Source organism: Albimonas sp., from assembly GCF_055129145.1.
On sequence record NZ_JBSRTQ010000002.1, the window covers coordinates 39511 to 55937 of the forward strand.

At 71.1% G+C, this 16427-nt stretch carries 16 protein-coding genes; 7 read left to right on the forward strand and 9 right to left on the reverse strand.

Annotated elements, in window-relative coordinates; translation table 11 throughout:
• Positions 1-179: 179 nt before the first annotated feature.
• From ACTB72_RS00700 to ACTB72_RS00730, 7 genes are all read left to right on the forward strand, one after another.
• Positions 180-1097 carry a branched-chain amino acid ABC transporter permease gene (locus tag ACTB72_RS00700; RefSeq protein WP_463035048.1) on the forward strand — a complete coding sequence of 306 codons (918 nt, stop codon included), beginning with the start codon at positions 180-182 and terminating at the stop codon, positions 1095-1097.
• Entirely contained in the window at positions 1097-2008 is a 912-nt protein-coding gene (locus tag ACTB72_RS00705; RefSeq protein WP_463035049.1) for a branched-chain amino acid ABC transporter permease, read from the forward strand. The genes ACTB72_RS00700 and ACTB72_RS00705 overlap by 1 nt, the downstream gene beginning before the upstream one ends.
• Entirely contained in the window at positions 2005-2784 is a 780-nt protein-coding gene (locus tag ACTB72_RS00710) for an ABC transporter ATP-binding protein (protein WP_463035050.1), read from the forward strand. Before ACTB72_RS00705 ends, ACTB72_RS00710 begins: the two co-directional genes overlap by 4 nt.
• A complete protein-coding gene (locus ACTB72_RS00715) occupies positions 2774-3484 on the forward strand; it encodes an ABC transporter ATP-binding protein (RefSeq protein ID WP_463035051.1) in 711 nt (236 codons plus the stop codon). The genes ACTB72_RS00710 and ACTB72_RS00715 overlap by 11 nt, the downstream gene beginning before the upstream one ends.
• Before the next feature lie 56 nt (positions 3485-3540).
• The gene (locus ACTB72_RS00720) at positions 3541-4722 is read left to right on the forward strand and encodes an ABC transporter substrate-binding protein (RefSeq protein WP_463035052.1); all 1182 of its coding nucleotides are present in this window, start codon (positions 3541-3543) and stop codon (positions 4720-4722) included.
• An 88-nt stretch (positions 4723-4810) separates the two neighbouring features.
• On the forward strand, positions 4811-5755 hold the full coding sequence (locus ACTB72_RS00725) for a TAXI family TRAP transporter solute-binding subunit (RefSeq protein ID WP_463035053.1): 945 nt from the start codon (positions 4811-4813) through the stop codon (positions 5753-5755).
• 105 nt (positions 5756-5860) lie between these two features.
• Positions 5861-7771 (forward strand): TRAP transporter permease, encoded by a 1911-nt coding sequence (locus ACTB72_RS00730; RefSeq protein WP_463035054.1) that lies wholly within the window; start codon positions 5861-5863, stop codon positions 7769-7771.
• Positions 7772-7901: 130 nt separating this feature from the next.
• Here ACTB72_RS00730 and ACTB72_RS00735 read toward each other — a convergent pair whose 3' ends face one another.
• The 9 genes from ACTB72_RS00735 to ACTB72_RS00775 all read right to left on the reverse strand — a co-directional run bounded on the left by ACTB72_RS00735 (position 7902) and on the right by ACTB72_RS00775 (position 16416).
• Entirely contained in the window at positions 7902-8465 is a 564-nt protein-coding gene (locus tag ACTB72_RS00735; RefSeq protein ID WP_463035055.1) for a flagellar basal body-associated FliL family protein, read from the reverse strand.
• A 19-nt stretch (positions 8466-8484) separates the two neighbouring features.
• Positions 8485-9231, reverse strand: a complete 747-nt coding sequence (flgH, locus tag ACTB72_RS00740) for a flagellar basal body L-ring protein FlgH (protein WP_463035056.1) — start codon at positions 9229-9231, stop codon at positions 8485-8487.
• Complete coding sequence (gene flgA / locus ACTB72_RS00745; RefSeq protein ID WP_463035057.1) at positions 9228-9800, reverse strand: flagellar basal body P-ring formation chaperone FlgA; 573 nt, start codon at positions 9798-9800, stop codon at positions 9228-9230. Before flgA ends, flgH begins: the two co-directional genes overlap by 4 nt.
• Positions 9801-9804: 4 nt before the next feature.
• Positions 9805-10590, reverse strand: coding sequence for a flagellar basal-body rod protein FlgG (gene flgG / locus ACTB72_RS00750; RefSeq protein WP_463035058.1), 786 nt, complete (start codon positions 10588-10590; stop codon positions 9805-9807).
• Between the two features lie 103 nt (positions 10591-10693).
• Positions 10694-11413, reverse strand: coding sequence for a flagellar hook-basal body complex protein (locus tag ACTB72_RS00755; protein WP_463035059.1), 720 nt, complete (start codon positions 11411-11413; stop codon positions 10694-10696).
• Positions 11414-11456: 43 nt separating this feature from the next.
• Positions 11457-14027, reverse strand: a complete 2571-nt coding sequence (locus ACTB72_RS00760; RefSeq protein WP_463035060.1) for a hypothetical protein — start codon at positions 14025-14027, stop codon at positions 11457-11459.
• Positions 14024-14887 carry a flagellar motor stator protein MotA gene (gene motA, locus ACTB72_RS00765; protein ID WP_463035061.1) on the reverse strand — a complete coding sequence of 288 codons (864 nt, stop codon included), beginning with the start codon at positions 14885-14887 and terminating at the stop codon, positions 14024-14026. The genes ACTB72_RS00760 and motA overlap by 4 nt, the downstream gene beginning before the upstream one ends.
• 210 nt (positions 14888-15097) lie before the next feature.
• Positions 15098-15700 (reverse strand): MotE family protein, encoded by a 603-nt coding sequence (locus tag ACTB72_RS00770; protein ID WP_463035062.1) that lies wholly within the window; start codon positions 15698-15700, stop codon positions 15098-15100.
• Complete coding sequence (locus ACTB72_RS00775; RefSeq protein WP_463035063.1) at positions 15697-16416, reverse strand: hypothetical protein; 720 nt, start codon at positions 16414-16416, stop codon at positions 15697-15699. Before ACTB72_RS00775 ends, ACTB72_RS00770 begins: the two co-directional genes overlap by 4 nt.
• Positions 16417-16427: the final 11 nt, after the last annotated feature.

Consider the following 16427-nt stretch of genomic DNA (forward strand, 5'->3'; position numbering starts at 1 on the left):
GTGGCGCGAAAGATGGCTTTCTGGGGCATGACGTTGCGTCTTGCCTCGTCCTGGAGTGGGGCTTCGGACAGAACGACGCGGGGCGCCATCCGCGTGCGCTGCGGCGGTTTTGTCGACAAGGCTTCGGGCGCGACCCCGGTTTTGTGCACAAAGTCGGCCGCTGCACGGGAGGCGACCCGGTGCTTCTGATCCAGCAGATCGTCAACGGCCTGATGCTCGGCTCGGTCTACGTGACCGTCGCGGTCGCCTTCACGCTGACCATCGGCATCCTGAATTTCCTCAACTTCACCATCCCCACGCTTTTCATGCTCGCCGCGATGATGGGGTGGAGCTTCGCGGCCTGGGGCCTGCCCTTCGGCCTCTCCGCCCCGCTCGCCTGGCCGCTGGCGCTGGGCTTGGGCGTCGCGGTCGCCGTCGCGGCCTCCCTGGTGGTCGAGCGGTTCACCTTCCGCTACCTGCGCACCCGCTTCGGGGATTCGACCGAGCATGCCATCCCCCTCGTTTCCTCGCTGGGCTTCCTGCTGGTGCTCGAGAACCTGGTGCGCATCGGCTACGGCTCGGACGCGCAGCGGTTTCCGGGGCCGTCGGCGGACCTGACGCTGACCGTCGGCGGGCTGTTCTTCCGGCTGCCGCAGCTGGTGTCGCTCGGCGTCGTCGCCCTCATCGTGCTCGGCCTCGCCTGGATGATGAAGGCGTCGCGCATCGGCCGCGGCCTGCGCGCCATTGCCGAGAACCCGGATGCCGCCGGCATCCTCGGCGTCGACACCAGGCGCGTCGTCCCGGTGGTGTTCATGCTGACCGGCATGCTCTGCGGGCTCGCCGGCGCGCTCTTCGCGGTGAATTACGGCGAGGTCTCCCCCCAGATGGGCGAGGACATCGGCTCCAAGGCCATCGCCGGCATGGTGCTGGGCGGGCTCGGCTCGCTCTGGGGCGCGGTGGCGGGGGGCATCCTGATCGGGCTGATCGAGATGCTGACCATCCATTTCTTCGGCGCCGACACGGTGCAGGCGACGGTCTGGGGCGCGCTGCTGCTGACCCTGCTGATCCGCCCGCAGGGCCTTTTCGGGCATAACGCCATCGGCAAGGGGAAGCTCTGATGAGCGGCTACTGGACCGGGATCGTCACCATTCTCGCGATCAACGTGGTGTTCGCCTACGGGATCTATCTGGCGGTCGCGACGGGGCAGCTGAACCTCGGCGGCGCGGGGTTTCAGGCGCTGGGCGCCTATGCGGCGGCGTGGCTCTGTTTCGAACAGGACTGGTCGCCGGTCGCCACCATCGCGGCGGGCACGGTCGTCGCCGGGGTCATCGGCATGGCCATCGCCATCCCGATCCTGCGGCTGAAGGGGGTCTACCTGGTGCTGGGCACTTTCGCCTTCGCCGAGGTCGTCGCCGGCCTGATCCTGAATTCCGAGATGCTGGGCGGCGCCATGGGCCTGCCGGTGCCGGCCTATGTGGACTGGCGGACCCCGGCGATCGTCGCCGCGGTCGTGGCCCTCATGGTGTTCTACCTGATGGCGACGCGCTTCGGGCTGGCGGTCCGCTCGGTCCACGACGACGACGTGGTCGCCGACCTGATGGGCGTGAACGTGCGCGGCGTGCGGGTGGTGGCCTTCGCGCTGGGGGCGGCGCTGGCCGGGCTTTCGGGCGGGCTCTACGCGCATTCGTTCTCCTATGTGGAGATCCAGGGCTTCAACGCCTCGCTGTCGATCTATGTGCTGCTCTACGTGCTGCTCGGCGGGGCGCAGACCGCCTGGGGGCCGCTGGTCGGGGCCGCGTTCTTCACGCTGCTGCCGGAGGCGATGCGCTCCGCCCTCCCCGCGCTGAAGGAGGCGGCGTGGTCGGCCTTCGGCGTGACCGGCGACATCGCGCCCCCCGACGAGAGCTGGCGCTTCGTGGTTCTGGGCGCCGCGGTCATCGCGATGATGGTGTTCCGGCCCGAGGGGCTGGTGACCCGCACCACCTTCGCCCTCCCCCGCCGCCGTCGGGCGCCGGAGGCCGGGGAATGAGCGCGCTGCTCCAGGTTCAGGGCCTGTCGAAAAGCTTCGGCGGCGTGCAGGTGATCACCGATGTCGGGTTCGAGGCGGAGCAGGGCGCGCGGCTTGCCCTGATCGGGCCGAACGGCGCCGGCAAGACCACGCTCTTCAACCTGCTGACCGGGGTGTTCCCGCAGGATGAGGGGACGGTGACGCTCGGGGGCCAGGTCATCGACGGCGCGCCCTCGCGCAAGCGCATCGCCATGGGCATGGCGCGCAGCTTCCAGAACATCCGTCTGATGCCGCATCTGTCGGTGGTCGAGAATGTGATGCTGGGCCAGCAGCATCGCCAGTCCGGGTTGGGGGCGATGCTGTCCCCCCTGACCCTCTTCGGCCGTTCCGCCGCGTGGCGGGAGGCGGAGGCGCTGATCGCCGACATGGGGCTCGAGGCATGGATGGGGGAGACCGTCTCCACCCTCCCCTACGGCATCCGCAAGCAACTGGAGCTGGTCCGGGCGCTGGCCGCCCGCCCCCGCCTGCTGCTGCTCGACGAACCCGCGGCCGGGCTGAACGGAACGGAAACCGCGGCGTTGCGCGATTTCCTCGCCCGCATCGCCGAGACCGGGATCACCCTGCTGGTGGTCGAGCATGACATGAGCCTGGTGCGGTCCCTTTGCGACCGGGCCGTGGTGCTGAATTTCGGTCGCAAGATCTATGACGGGCCGACCGCGAAGGTCCACGAGGACGCCCTGGTGCTCGAGGCCTATCTCGGCGCCCGCCATTCGGGGGAGCCCGCCGATGTCGCTTGAAATCACCGGGCTCGAAGTCGCCTACGGCCGCACCCGCGCGGTGCGCGGCGTCAATCTGCGGGTGGAACCCGGCGAGATCGTCACCGTGCTCGGCGCCAACGGGGCGGGCAAGACCTCGCTCCTGCGCGCGCTGCAGGGCGCGGTGAAGCCGGCCGCCGGGCGGATTCTTTACAACGGTCAGGACCTGAGCGCGCAGGGGCCGGCCGCCCGGGTCCGGGCCGGCATGGCGCTGGTGCCCGAAGGGCGGCAGATCTTCGTGTCGATGACCGTGCATGAGAACCTGCTGATGGGCGGTTATCTGCGCGGCGACGACCGGCTCGGCCCGGATGTCGAGGCGATCTACGACCGCTTCCCCAATCTCGCCACGCGGCGCGACATGCGCGCCTCGGTGCTGTCGGGGGGCGAGCAGCAGATGCTGGCGGTCGGGCGCGCGCTGGTGGCGCGGCCCAGCCTGATCATGCTCGACGAACCCTCGCTCGGCCTCTCGCCGCTCTTCGTCGAGCGGCTGTTCAGCCTGATCAAGGAGATCAACGGCGACGGTCTCTCGATCCTGCTGGTCGAGCAGAACACCCACATGGCGCTGGAAACCGCGACCCGCGGCTATGTGCTCGAACTCGGCCAGGTGACCCGCGAGGGCCCGGCCGACCGCCTCGCCGCCGACGCCTCGATGGCCGAGGCCTATCTCGGCGGGGCCGCATGACCCGACCCACCCCCCGCCCCGTCCCCCGCGCAGCCCAAACGAAAGAGGAGCGCCCGATGACAATGAGACCCGCCCTGCTGGCAGCCGCCGCCGCGATCGCGGCGTTCGCCGCCCCCGTGCTCGCCGCCGACAGCATCAAGATCGGCAATATCGGCGTCACCTCCGGCTTTCTGAAAGGCCCGGGCGAACCTGCGCTCGCCGCCTTCGACATCGCGGTGGAGGAGATCAACGCGGCCGGCGGCATCAACGGCCACCCTATCGAGCTGATCCGCTTCGACACCGGCTCCGACCCCAAGCAGGCGGCCGTCGGCGCGCGAAAGCTGATCCAGGACGACGGCGTGCTGGCGATCCTCGGGCCGTTCTCGTCCGGAGAGACCCGGGTGGCGCTGACCGTGGCCGACCGGGCCGAAGTGCTGATGATCCCCACCGCCGCCTCCGCCCCGGGGCTCGTCGACGACAGCCCCTATGGCTGGCGGCTGACCGAGGACGAGTCGAAGCAGTTCTCCCGCCTGCTCAAGGCGATCAAGGACGCGGGCCTGCCGGCGAAGACCGCCGCGGTGATCTACGTGTCCGACGACGTGGTCGCCAACACCGCCGGCACCAAGCTTTACCCGCCGCTGATGGAGAAAGCGGGGATCGAGGTGATGGAGCCGATCGCGGTCCAGTACAAATCCTTCGACATGTCCGCCCAGGCCGCGCAGATCCTGCAGACCAACCCGGATCTGGTGGCGGTCGCGGCGCTGCCCGACAGCGCCTCCAAGATCATCAAGGAGCTGCGTCGTCAGGGCTATGGGGGCCGGATCATCGGCTCCCAGATCTTCTCCGATCCGGTGGTGGTCGACCTCTTCGGGCCCGAGGGCGAGGGCGCGATGATGGTGGCCGGCTTCTGGAAGGGCCGCACCGAAGCCTCCGCCGCCTTCGACTCCAAGCTGCTGGAAGAGCTCGACAAACGCGGCATCCACAAGAAGGGCGCCCACCATTCCGACGCCCAGGCCTATGATGGCGTCTACCTGCTCAAGCAGATCATGGAGACCGCCGGCGTCACCGGCGATCCCGCCAGGCTGGAAGAGGAGCGCGCCGCGATCGCCGCGGCGATGGAGGGCGTGCGCTTCTCCGGCGTGGTCGGCGACGACATCTGCTTCGCCGGCCATGACGCGGAGCTTCCGGGCTACGTGATCGAGATCAAGGACGGCAAGTGGACCAAGTTCGCCGAGGCCCCGGCCGACAGCTGCGAATGATCGCCTGACGCGCCGCCCCCGCCCCGGGGGCGGCGCCGCAAGCCTGCGCCGACGGGACGCGCGGGCGAAAAACGAAAGGACAGGGACCATGATCAAACCACTGGCATTCGCCGCCGTCATCGCCGCCGCCTTCGCGGGCGGGGCGCAGGCGCAGACCATCGGCCTCGGCACCACCAATGGCGGGGCGACGGCGCAGATCTCCACCGCGCTGGCCTCGGTCATCTCCAACGGGTCGGACCTGATGGTGCGGCCGCAGGCGCTGGCCAACACCTCGCAATATCTGCCGCTCGTGGACTCGGGCCGGCTCGATTTCGGCATCGCCAACTATCCGCAGACCGCCTTCGCGATTTCGGGCACGGGCATGTCCGAGGGCCAGCCCAACCCCAACATCGTGATGGTCGCCACGCTGGTTCCGTTCAATGCGGGGCTGCTGGTCCCCTCCAGCCTCGGGATCGACGACATCGCCGGGCTGAAGGGCAAGCGGGTGCCGCGGTTCCCGGCGGGCTCGCTGGGGGACTACGTGATCGCGGCGTCGCTCTCGACCGCCGGGCTGACCTATGACGACGTCGAAAGCGTGCCGACCGCCAACTTCCCCGCGATGTTCCAGGGGGTGAAGGACGGGACCACGGACGTGACCATCGCGGCCATCGGCTCCAAACCCACCTTCGACATCGAGGCCTCGGTCGGCGGGGTCGTCTTCCTCAACTTCAAGGAGGGCGACGAGGCGGTGCTGGCCGCGGCGATGCCCGGCACCCACCTGCGCTACTGGAAAGGCCGCAAGGCGGTTCCGGGGGCGAATGACGACACGGTGGTGTTCTATTACGCCTACACGCTTTTCGCGAACAAGGACGTGGCCGACGACGTGGTGACCAAGGTGGTGAGCGCGCTTTACGAAGGCGAGGCCGAGCTGAAGGCCAACGGTCCGCTGTGGGAGGAGTTCGATCCCGCGGGCCTGGCCGAGGTCGGGACCCTGCCCTACCACCCCGCCGCCGTGGCCTACTACAAGTCCAAGGGCGTCTGGCAGGGCGAGTGAGCCCCGTCCGCTGACCTTCGGCCGCGTCGCACGCGCGTCGCGGCCGGGATGTTTCCCGCACGCTTTCTCCCTCGCCTCCGATCCGGGACCTGACCGATCTTGCCGATGTCCGCCGTCAACCGGGCGCTCGACGCCTTCGCCGCCGCGCTTTGCGTGATCACGCCGCTGCTGGCGATCCTGTGGGTGCTGTCGGTCCCGCCGCGGATCGGCCTGCTGATCTACCCCGAGCAGGTGGCCGCCGCGATGCTGGGCGCCGCGATGGGCGTGGTCTATCTGCGCGGGATCTCCGACAAGGGCGGCGCGCGAGCAGGCCTCGACGCGGCGCTGGGGCTCGGCTCCGTCGCGCTCGGCGTCTACATGTTCTTCCGCTTTCCGACCCTGACCGAGGCCGCGCATCTGCACGAGACCGAGGCGCTGATCCTCGGCGTGGCGGTGACCGGCCTGGTGATGGAAGGTCTGCGCCGCGTGGTCGGCTGGACTCTGGTGATCATCTTCGCGGTCCTGTTCCTCTATGCGCTCTTCGGCGATGTCGTGCCCGGCGCGCTGGTCGGGCGGCCGATCCCGCTCAACGAGGTGCTGCGCTATCTGGGCGTCGATTCCACCGGCACCTGGGGGCAGGCGCTGCAGATCGCGGCCTTCGTGGTCGTGGTCTTCGTGCTGTTCGGCGGCATGCTGATCGCGGTCGGGGGCGGGGACTTCTTCACCCAGCTGGCCCTGCGGGTGGCGGGGAACGGGCCGGGCAACACCGCGAAAGTGGCGGTGGCGGCCTCGGCGCTGATGGGCTCGGTGTCGGGCTCGGCGGTATCCAACGTGATGTCGACCGGGGTGATGACCATTCCGCTGATGAAGCGGGCGGGATTCCGGCCCGAGCAGGCCGGCGCGATCGAGGCCGTCGCCTCCACCGGCGGTCAGCTGATGCCGCCGATCATGGGCGCCGCGGCCTTCCTGATGGCCGAGCTTCTGCAGATGCCTTACCGCGATATCGTGCTGGCGGCGCTGCTGCCGGCGGCGCTCTACTACATCTCGATCTTCGTGCAGATCGACTTTCTGGCGCGGCGCGACCGCATCGCCTCCCTGTCCGACTTCGACCGGCATCGTCTGGCGGTGGTGTTCCGGCGCGGCTGGATCCCGGTGGCGGCCTTCGCGACGCTGCTGATCCTGATCTTCGAGGCCCGGATGCGGGCCGAGGCGGCGGCGGTCTGGACGGTGTTCGAGCTGGTGGCGCTGGGCGTCGCGTCCCGCGCGCTCGGCGGGGCGGGGCTGACCCTGCGCGAGGCCGGGCGGGCGGTGGTGCAGACCGGGCGGACCACCTGCGACGTGCTGCTGATCACCGCGGCGGCGGGGATGATCATCGGGCTGTTGTCGATCACCGGTCTGGGGTTCGCGCTGTCCTATTACCTGCTGGATTTCGGGGATCAGAGCCTGTTCGGGCTCCTGGTGATCACCGGGCTGGTGGGGATCGTGCTGGGGCTCGGGCTGCCGACGACCGGGGTCTATCTGCTGCTGGCCTCGCTGGCGGCGCCGGCTTTGGTGCAGCTGGGGGTGCCGCCGCTCGCGGCCCATATGTTCGTGTTCTATTATGGCATGCTGTCGATGATCACCCCGCCGATCGCGCTGGCGGCTTTCGCGGCGGCGAGCCTCGCCGGGGCGTCGCAGCTCAAGACCGGGCTGCAGAGCTTCCGGTTCGGCTGGGTCGCCTATCTGTTGCCGTTCCTTTTCGTCTACAAGCCGGCGCTGCTGCTGGACGGGTCGATCTGGGAGATCGCCTATGTCTTCGTCAGCGCGCTCGCGGCGCTGGTTCTGGTCACCGGCGGCATCGTCGGCCATGCGCTGCGGCCCCTGGGTCCGGCGATGCGGACGGTCTGGGCGGGGCTCGGCTTCGCGATGATCGCGCCGTTGCACGAATTCGGCCCGATGGCGCTGGAATACGCGGTGTCAGTGGTCGGGATCGCGTTGCTGGGCGCATCTCTGCTGGCGACGCGGCGGGTCGTTGCGTCAGGCGTGGCGCGGGGCTGATCCCGGCGGGCGGGCGACGCCGAGAGCGAAGCCGCGCGACGACCGATCCGCGCGTGTCGCCGGTCCGCCCGCGCGGCGGGTCGGCGTCGCGCGGGTTTCGCCGTCTCGGACCCCGCCCGCGGGGGCGGGATCAGAGGTCCTGGCGCACGATGTCGGTCACCAGCACGTCATGCACGATCGGGCCGAGAATGCTGACCGCCTGTTCCAGCAGCGCGCCGCGAAGATCGCGCATCACCGGCCCGGCGGTGAACACCCCGTCGAAGCCGCCGGACTGGGCGTGGCGGAACAGCACCTGCAGAAACCGGTCGCGCAGCTTGGGCTCGCGGGCCATCGCCTCCGACGTCATGCCTGGATCGACCTCCAGCGACAGGGTCAGGATGATCAGCGCGTTCACCTGCTCCGACACCACGATGGGCACCACGAACTGGCGGTCGAGCTTGGCGTAGTCGCGTTTCAGATCCGGGTCATAGGCCGGCGGGGGGCCGTCGGGATGGGCGTCGGAGATGCCGGCGGGGGCGGGCTTGATCCTGGCGTCTTCGCCACGACCGTTCTCCGGCGCGGCGCCGGTTTCGCCGCCGACGGCGTCCGCGCTCGCCATCGGCTCGGGCGGGGGCGCCGGGCGCAGGAAATGGCCGGCGGCGAGGCCGCCGCCGAGCCCGATCAGCGCCAGAACCAGGGGGATCAGCAGTTTCAAGATCGCCTCCTTTCCCGGGTCAGAACGGCAACAGCACGTCCAGCACCTGCTGGCCGTAGCGCGGTTGCTGCACGTCGGTGATCTGGCCGCGCCCGCCATAGGCGATGCGGGCCTCGGCCATCTTGTCGTAGGTGATCTCGTTCTTGCGCGAGATGTCGTTGGGCCGGACGATGCCGGCGATCTGCAGGTCGCGCAGTTCGTAGTTCACCCGCACCTCCTGGTTGCCGGCGACGACCATGTGGCCGTTGGGCAGCACGTCGACCACGGTCGCGGCGATGCGGAGCGTGATCTTCTCGGACCGCTGCACGGAGCCGTCGCCGGAGGACGCCGAGGTCGACCCGACTCCGGCCGCCGGGTTCAGCGGGATGCCGAAGGCGTTGTCGATCAGCGTGGGCAGGCCGAACAGGGCGCTGACCGAAAGGTCCTCGGTATTGCTGCGGTTCCGGTCGGTGGCGTTGCTGATCTGGGCCTGGTCGTCGATTTCGATCACCACGGTCAGGATATCTCCCTGTTGGCGGGCGCGGCGGTCGCCGAACAGGGATTCCGGTCCCGACCGCCACAGCGACGCCACGGCGTAGGGCTGCGGGGTCGGGGCCGGCGGCGGGGTGGCCAGCGCCACCCGGCGCGCCGTCACCGGCGGGGCCGGGTGCTGCGCCTCGCCCGGGGCGGTGAAATCGGGCGCGCGGCCGATATTGTCCAGGCGGTCGGAGCAGCCGGAGGCGAGCGCGACCAGCGCGAGGGCGAGCGTCGGAAGGCGCGCGGTCATGGCGCCACCTCGACGATGCCGTCGGCCGAGACGCGGCCGGTGACCGTCTGGCGGGAGACCAGATTTGTGGCGCGGATCCAGTCGCCCTCCGACCCCCGGTCGAGCGCCCGTCCCTCCGCCGTGATCAGCAGGGCCCCGCGGCGATAACGCAGCAGGACCAGGCCGTTGCGTTCCACGAGCGTGGGCGGGCCGATGTCTTCGGACCGCACCGGTCGGCCGGCGTAGAGGGCGACGCGGGTTTCCAGGCCCACCGCCTGGTCGATGGAGGGCAGGCCCGGGCCCCAGGCGGTGCTGGCCATGAGCAGATCGCCCGGTTCCAGCACGGCGCCGCTGGGGATGGCGCGGGCGGCGACCACCACCGGCTCGGTCGTGGCGAGGCCGGGCTGCGGGCCGCCGGGCGACCAGCCCGGCGGGGTCCAGGCCTGGGCCGAGCGCGGCGACTGGGCCGTGGCCGCGCCGGGCGCCAGCGCCGCCGCGAGCGCGACGAGCGCGAGGATCAGCGCCGCAGCGAAGCGCCGGGCGTCGCGGCGCGATCCGAGGGGAAACGGTGGGACGAGCAGCAGGCGCATGGGATCACCGGATCTGCGCGGTCGCGGACATCATCTGGTCCGCGGCGGTGATCACCTTGGCGTTCAACTCGTAACCGCGCTGCGCCTCGATCAGCTGGGTGATCTCGTTCACCGGGTCGACGGCGCTGTCCTCGAGGAAGCCCTGCCGGAAGGTGCCGCGGCCATCGACCCCGGCCTCGCCGCTGTCGGCCGCGCCGGAGGCCTCCGTCTCCAGGTAGAGATTGCCGCCGATCGCCTCGAGTCCCTTCTGGTTGACGAAGCTGACCAGGTCGAACCGGTCCAGGAGCTGCGGGGCCACCTGATCGGCGAAATAGGCGTAGACCTCGCCCTGCGCGTTGATCGAGATGGCGCGGGCGTCGACGGGAATGGTGATCTCGGGCGCGACGGGATAGCCGTCGGAGGTGACGATCAGCCCGTCGCCGTTGCGTTTGAGCCCGCCGTCGCGGGTATAGGCGGACACGCCGGAGGGCAGGATCACCTCGAGGTAGCCGCCGCCGTCGATGGCGAGGTCGAGGTCGCCGCCGGTCTGGCTCAGCGAGCCCTGGGACACGTCCATGGATATCGCCGCCGGCCGCACGCCGAGGCCGAGCTGCACGCCCGCCGGCAGCACCGTGCCGTCGGTCGCGTTGACCGCGCCGGCGCGTTGAATCTGCTCGTATTGCAGGTCCGAGAACTCCGCCCTTCTGGGATTGTAGGCAGTGGTGCTCATGTTGGCGAGGTTGTTGGAGATCACCTCGACCCGCATCTGCTGCGCCTGCATGCCGGTGGCGGCTATCTTCAGAGCTCGCATCTTCCGTCTCCTTCTGAACGGTGCGCGCCAGGATGGGGCGGCGCGCTGGATACCTTGGGCCGGCCGGCGGCCGGGATGGCGGGGCGGGCGGCGGCGGTTCGGCTCAACTGGCGCCGCCGAGCTGGCGGACCGCGCCGCGGATGCGCTCATCCTCGCGGTCGAGCAGCTTCTGGCCGAGCTCGTAGGCGCGCTGCACCTCGATCATCCGGGTCAGCTCCTCCACCGGGTTGACGTTGGCGTCTTCGACGAAGCCCTGGAAGATCTCGCCATCCGCCGGTTGCAGGGCCTGGTCGGTGGAGAACAGGGTCCCGGCCTCGCGGGTCAGGAACCGGGGATCGGCGACGGTCACCAGGCCGAGCGCGCCGACGGCCTGGCCGCCGGCCGAGATCGAGCCGTCGCGTGCGACCACCAGGTCGCCGGCGCCAGGCGGGGCGAAGACCGGCGCGCCCCCGGCGTCGAGCGCGGGGTAGCCGTCGCTGGTGACCAGCGCGCCGGCCGCGTCGAGGAAGAAGGCGCCGTTGCGGGTCAGGCGCTGGCCGTTCGGGGTCTGCACCATGAAGAACCCGTCGCCCTGGATGGCGAAGTCGAGCGCGCCGCCGGTCTGGCGCAGGCTGCCCGGCGAGAAATCGGTGCTGCGCACCCGCGCCTCGGTCATCGAGATCGAGCCGCCTTCCAGCGGCAGCGGCTCGATCATTTCGGCGAACACCACGCCTTCCCGCCGGAAGCCGGTGGTGTTCATGTTGGCGATGTTGTTCGCGACGGCCTGAATTTCTTTCAGCAGGCCGCTCTGGCGGCTGAGCGCGAGGTAGATCGGGTTGTCCATCGGTCAGATCCCTTCTGGATGATCCGGGCGCGTCATCTTCTGGTCAGCCGCCGCCCAGCGCCTGCCGCAGCATGCTGCGGACGCGGTCGGAGCGTTCGATCGCCTCGCGCGCGCCGGCGAGGGAAGGCGGGGCGGCGAGGTCGGGGCGGGGGCGGCCCCCGACCCGGCCCCGTTCCTCGCCGGCGTCCGCGTCGGCCTGCGTCGGGGTCGCGTCCGGCGGCTGGTCGCGGGTGGCCATCCAGCGGGCGAAGAGGTTGCGCGGGTCGCCGTCAGGCAGCGCTTCCGCATCCTCCCAGGCCGACCCGCGCCAGGCGAGTTCGGCCCGTTCCTCGCCCTCCGCCGGCAGGTGATCGACCACCGAGGCGTAGGCTTCGTCGTTGCGGTTCAGCGCCGCCAGCGCCCGGGCGCGCAGCTTGGCGGGGTCGCCGCCGTCCAGGCCCTGCAGCCGCTCGAGCGCCTTCTGAGCGTCGCCGACCGCGATGTCGGCGGCGGCGGCGGCCATCCGGGCCTCGGGCCCGCGGCGGGCGAGCGCCGGGCCCAGCAGCTCCAGGGCCGCGTTCGACAGGCCGATGCCGGTCAGTTCGCGCGCCACCTTGACCCGCGCCGGATCGAAGAGGGGGTCGTCGCCGATCAGCTCGCGATGGGCGAGGATGGCCGAGGCGTAGTCGAGCGCTCCGACATCCTCGGCCCGCGCCCGCTCCAGGATCGCGCGCATCGCGGCTTCCAGATCCCCGGCGCGGGCGCCGCCGGCCAGCAGTTCGGTCTCGATCACGTCGAGCGCGACGCCGAGCTGGTCGCGCCCGGCGCGGCCGAGGATTTCGGCGACCAGCAGGCGCCGGCCGAGAAGATCGCCCTGATGCTCGAAGGCCGCCAGCGCGATGTCCTCGACCAGTTGGTCGGGCAGGCGGTCGCGGCGCGCGAGGATGCTGTCGGCGAGGTCGAGCATGGCCTCGGGCGCCATCGGCCCGCCGTTGTCGACGACGGCGGCGAGCAGCGCGTCCCCGGCGTCGGCGTCGCCCTTGGCCAGCGCCAGCCGTCCCAGCGCCATGCGCCACGCGTCGCCATGGTCGCCCGGCGCGCGATCAAGCTGCAGCCGGGCCTGGTCGGCCACGTCCAGCGCGCCGGCGCGGATCAGCGTCTCCACCACCCCCGGTCCTGCGCGCCGGCGCATGACCAGCGGCAGTTCGGCGAACGCGTCCAGCACGGATTGGGTCCAGACCGGGTCTTCGACCTGCGCGGGGTCGGGCGCCAGGCCGGCGGCGAGCCGCCACATGCCCGCCCGGCCGCCGCAGCCCGCCGAGGTGGCGATCGGCCCCTCGGGCGCGATCGGGTCGCCGTCGGCCATGCGGGCGAGGTCTTCGAGCACCGCCGCCTCCGCGATCGGGGGCGCGAATTCCTCCAGCAGCTGCCGGGCCTCCACGCCGAAACCCAGACCGATCTGCAGGCGGGCGAGGCTCAGCGCCACGCGGGGATCGGCGCGGTCGAACTCCGCGGTCAGCTTGCCGCGCAGCTCCGCCATTTCGGCATAGGGCGCATCGCCCGGCGACCAGGGGGCGGGGGCGAGATAGGGCTCGGCGGCGCAGGGCGCCGGCGCCGGCGCGCCGGGCTTCCGGCCAGCGGCGTCGAAGGCGGTGCGCGCGTCGAGCTGGATGTCGGTCTTCGGGGCCGCTTCCTGGTCCTGGGGCCGGGCGTCATCGGAGGCCATGGCGGGCGCGGCGGGTTCCGACGGCGCGGGGTCGGGTTCCGGGGGCGCCTGGACCTGGGTGTCGGCGTCGTCGCGCGCTTCCGGGCTGCGGAACGCGACCAGGCCCTGGTCGGCCGCCCGCGACAGCTGCTGAAGCAGCCGTCGCTGGGCGTCGGAGACGCTGACGGCGTCAGGCTCGGACGTCGCGGCTTGCGGAGCGTCGCCGGCGGGACCGGTCGGCGCAACCGAAGGCTTGACCTCGTCGTCCATCAGAATCGACGACGTCGCGGGGGCGAGCTCGTCCCGGCGGATGTCGAGTTCCGAGGTCGCGCGGCGAGTGCGGCCCGGCCCGGACGCGGATGAGCCGCCGGACCCGCCGTCGGCCCCGCCGCCGCCATCGCCGCCGTTCTGGTCCTGCGGGGCGCCGCCCTGGTCGTCGCCGGCGCCGGCGCCGTCCAGCTGATCGGCGGTCTGATCGTCCGATCTGGGGCGGATGTCGATGACCAGCATCCCGGGCTGAAATTCGTAGGTCTCCGCGTCGCAGGAGCAGGACAGCGACAGCATCAGCCGCGTGCCGTCGCGCGCGCGCTCGCTGCGCGCGCTGGTGACGCGGGACACGCGGCGGCCCGGGAAGATCTGGCTGGTGTCGAACAGCAGCTCGCGATCCTTGAACAGCACGGTCAGGATCCGGCCGTTGCGGGTCGCGTCCCATTCGCCGAGCTGCTGGACATCGAGCGCGATGCGGCTGAAGCCGGCATGTTCGCCCGCCCGCAGCCGGGACCGCTCCTGCGCGTCGGCGGCGGACGGGACCAGCGCGACCGCGGCGAATGCGAGGGCCGCGAACCCCACGCCGCCGCGCCGCGCGACGGCGACGTCGCCGCCCGCGCGTCGAAGCGCGCCATCGCCCTGTCGCAATCCGGTGGGGATCATGCCGCCTTCGCCTCCCGCAGGGCTTCGCTGAGATCGGTGAAGGACGGGCGCAGGCCGCGCGGCGTGTTCTGGCGCCCGACTTCGACGCAGATGTCGGGCGAATGATTGTGAAGCGCGGCGACCAGCACTTCGCGGATCAGCAGGTAGAACTGGTGATCCTGCTCCAGCACGCCTTTCACGCGCGCCGCCATCGGGCCGACGAAGCCGTAGGCGAGGAACACGCCGAGGAAGGTGCCGACCAGCGCGCCGCCGATCATGCCGCCGAGAATCGCGGGCGGCTGATCGATGGAGGCCATGGTCTTGATCACGCCCAGCACGGCCGCGACGATGCCCAGCGCAGGCAGGGCGTCGGCGATGTTCTGCAGGGCGTGCGAGGAGTGCATGGCGTGGTGCTTGCGGGTCTCGAGCTGCTTCTCCAGCACCTCCTCGACCTGGTGAGGATCATCATAGTTCATCGACCCGGCCCTCAGCGTGTCGCAGATCAGGTCGACGGCGCCGCCGTCCGACTGGATCCGCGGGTAGCGGGCGAAGATCGTCGATTCCATCGGGCTTTCGACATGCTGCTCCAGGTCCATCGGGTTGTTGCGCCCGACCCGGATCAGTTCGAACAGCAGGCACAGCAGGTCGCGGTAGTCCTGCGGCTTCCATTTCGCGCCCTTGAACACCTTGCCGACGTCGCCGATCGTGTGCTTGACCGACGCGAAGTCGTTCGAGAGCAGGAAGGCGCCCAAGGCGGCGCCGCAGATCATCATCATCTCGAATGGCAAGGAGTGCAGGATGATGCCCATCTTGCCGCCGGCGAAAACATATCCGCCGAACACCATGACGAATGTGACGGCGATTCCCACGAACCCGACCATGTCTTCTCCCCGCTGCTCGCGCCGATCGTGCGCCCCCGTCGCGCCGCTCCGGACGCCTCGAGACCCTGGGCGGATCCGGTTAAGAAAAGGCTGAGGCGGGGGAACGAGATCCGTGGCATTCGACAGGCCGGGCGTGGCGGCGGAGGCGCGACGGTCGAGTAGCGACGGGGCCCGCCGGGCGAGCGCCCGGCGCGGCCCCGGACCTGGCGGTCACTCGCGCGGGACGCTGGCGTTGCGGCCGGCGATCACCGCGGACACCGCGTAGGCGCGCTCCGCCGACATGCCGCCGAGAATGCGCGCCGCGGCCTCCTGGCGCATCCGCGCGAGGAAGCCGGCCGCGAAGGTGACGTCCATGCTCTCGAAGATCTTGGAGGCGTCCTTGGCCTTCATGTTCTCATAGACGCTCACCAGTTTCTCGATATCGGCCTCGGCCGCCTCGTCGGCGACGGCCAGGGTGGCGGCGAGCTTCTCCTCCGCCGTGCGCAGCGCTTCGAGCTGTTCCTTGAACTTCGCCTCGGCCACGTCGAGCAGCCGCTCCCGGTCGGCGATGTCGGCGGCCCGTTCGTCAAGCTGCCCCTCCCGCTCACGCAGGGTGGCCAGCAGGCCGGTCGGATCGTCGATCATCTCGCAGCGGGGATCGCCCGCGGCGGTCTGCGACGGATTTTCGCCTCCGGCCACGGAGGACGCGGCGAGAGCCAGCGATCCCGAAGGATCGGTGAGGCGCAGCAGGGCGGAGGCGGCGAAACAGCCGCCGATCAGGATCAGCGCGCCGGGCGGACGCCAACGCCGCGGCTTCGGCCTGGGGGCGGTCATTCGCTGGTCTCGCGCGCCAGGGCGTCAAGCGCCTTGCGCAGCGCCGCGGCGGCGTCGAAGCCGTCGCGGGGCGCGACCTTGGCCGAGGGTGCGGGGGCCGATTGCGCGGCTTCCGGTTCCGGCTCGGCGTCGGGGCCCGCGTCAGGCGCCTGAGCGGCCGCGCGTTCTTCGGCCGGGATCGCTTCGATCTTGAACAGCCGGCGCGTGGTGGTGGGCATCGAGGCTTCCGCGACCTCGGAGGGCGCGTCGTCGTCCTCCTCGATCGGGGGGGCGAGCGCCTCTTTCCTGTCGCGGTCCATCTCGGGCTCCGGTGCGTCGTAGTCCGGCTTGCGCGCGGTCGCCACCGCGCGCAGCGGCGTGGCCGACGCGGCGCCCTGGCCGAATCCCGCCGTCCGACCGGCGCGTCGCGCCGCGACGTTGACCGGCGAGGCGCCCTCATGATCGTGCAGCGCCGCCAGCAGCAATTCCAGCCGTCCCGCCGCCATCTCGGCCCGGGCCGTGCGCTCGGTCAGCGTGCGGGTCGATTCGCCGGTGGCGGCGCGCGTCGCGCGCAGAGCCGTGCGCATCTCCTCCACCTGACCGACCAGCGCCGCGATGGCCTGGCCGACGCCGCCGTCCAGGTCGCGCAGCTTGCGCAGCCGCCCCGCCAGCACGTGGCAATAGATCGCCGAGACCAACGCGGCCGCGATCATCAATCCGTCCGCGATCAGGGACATGTCCGTCTCCT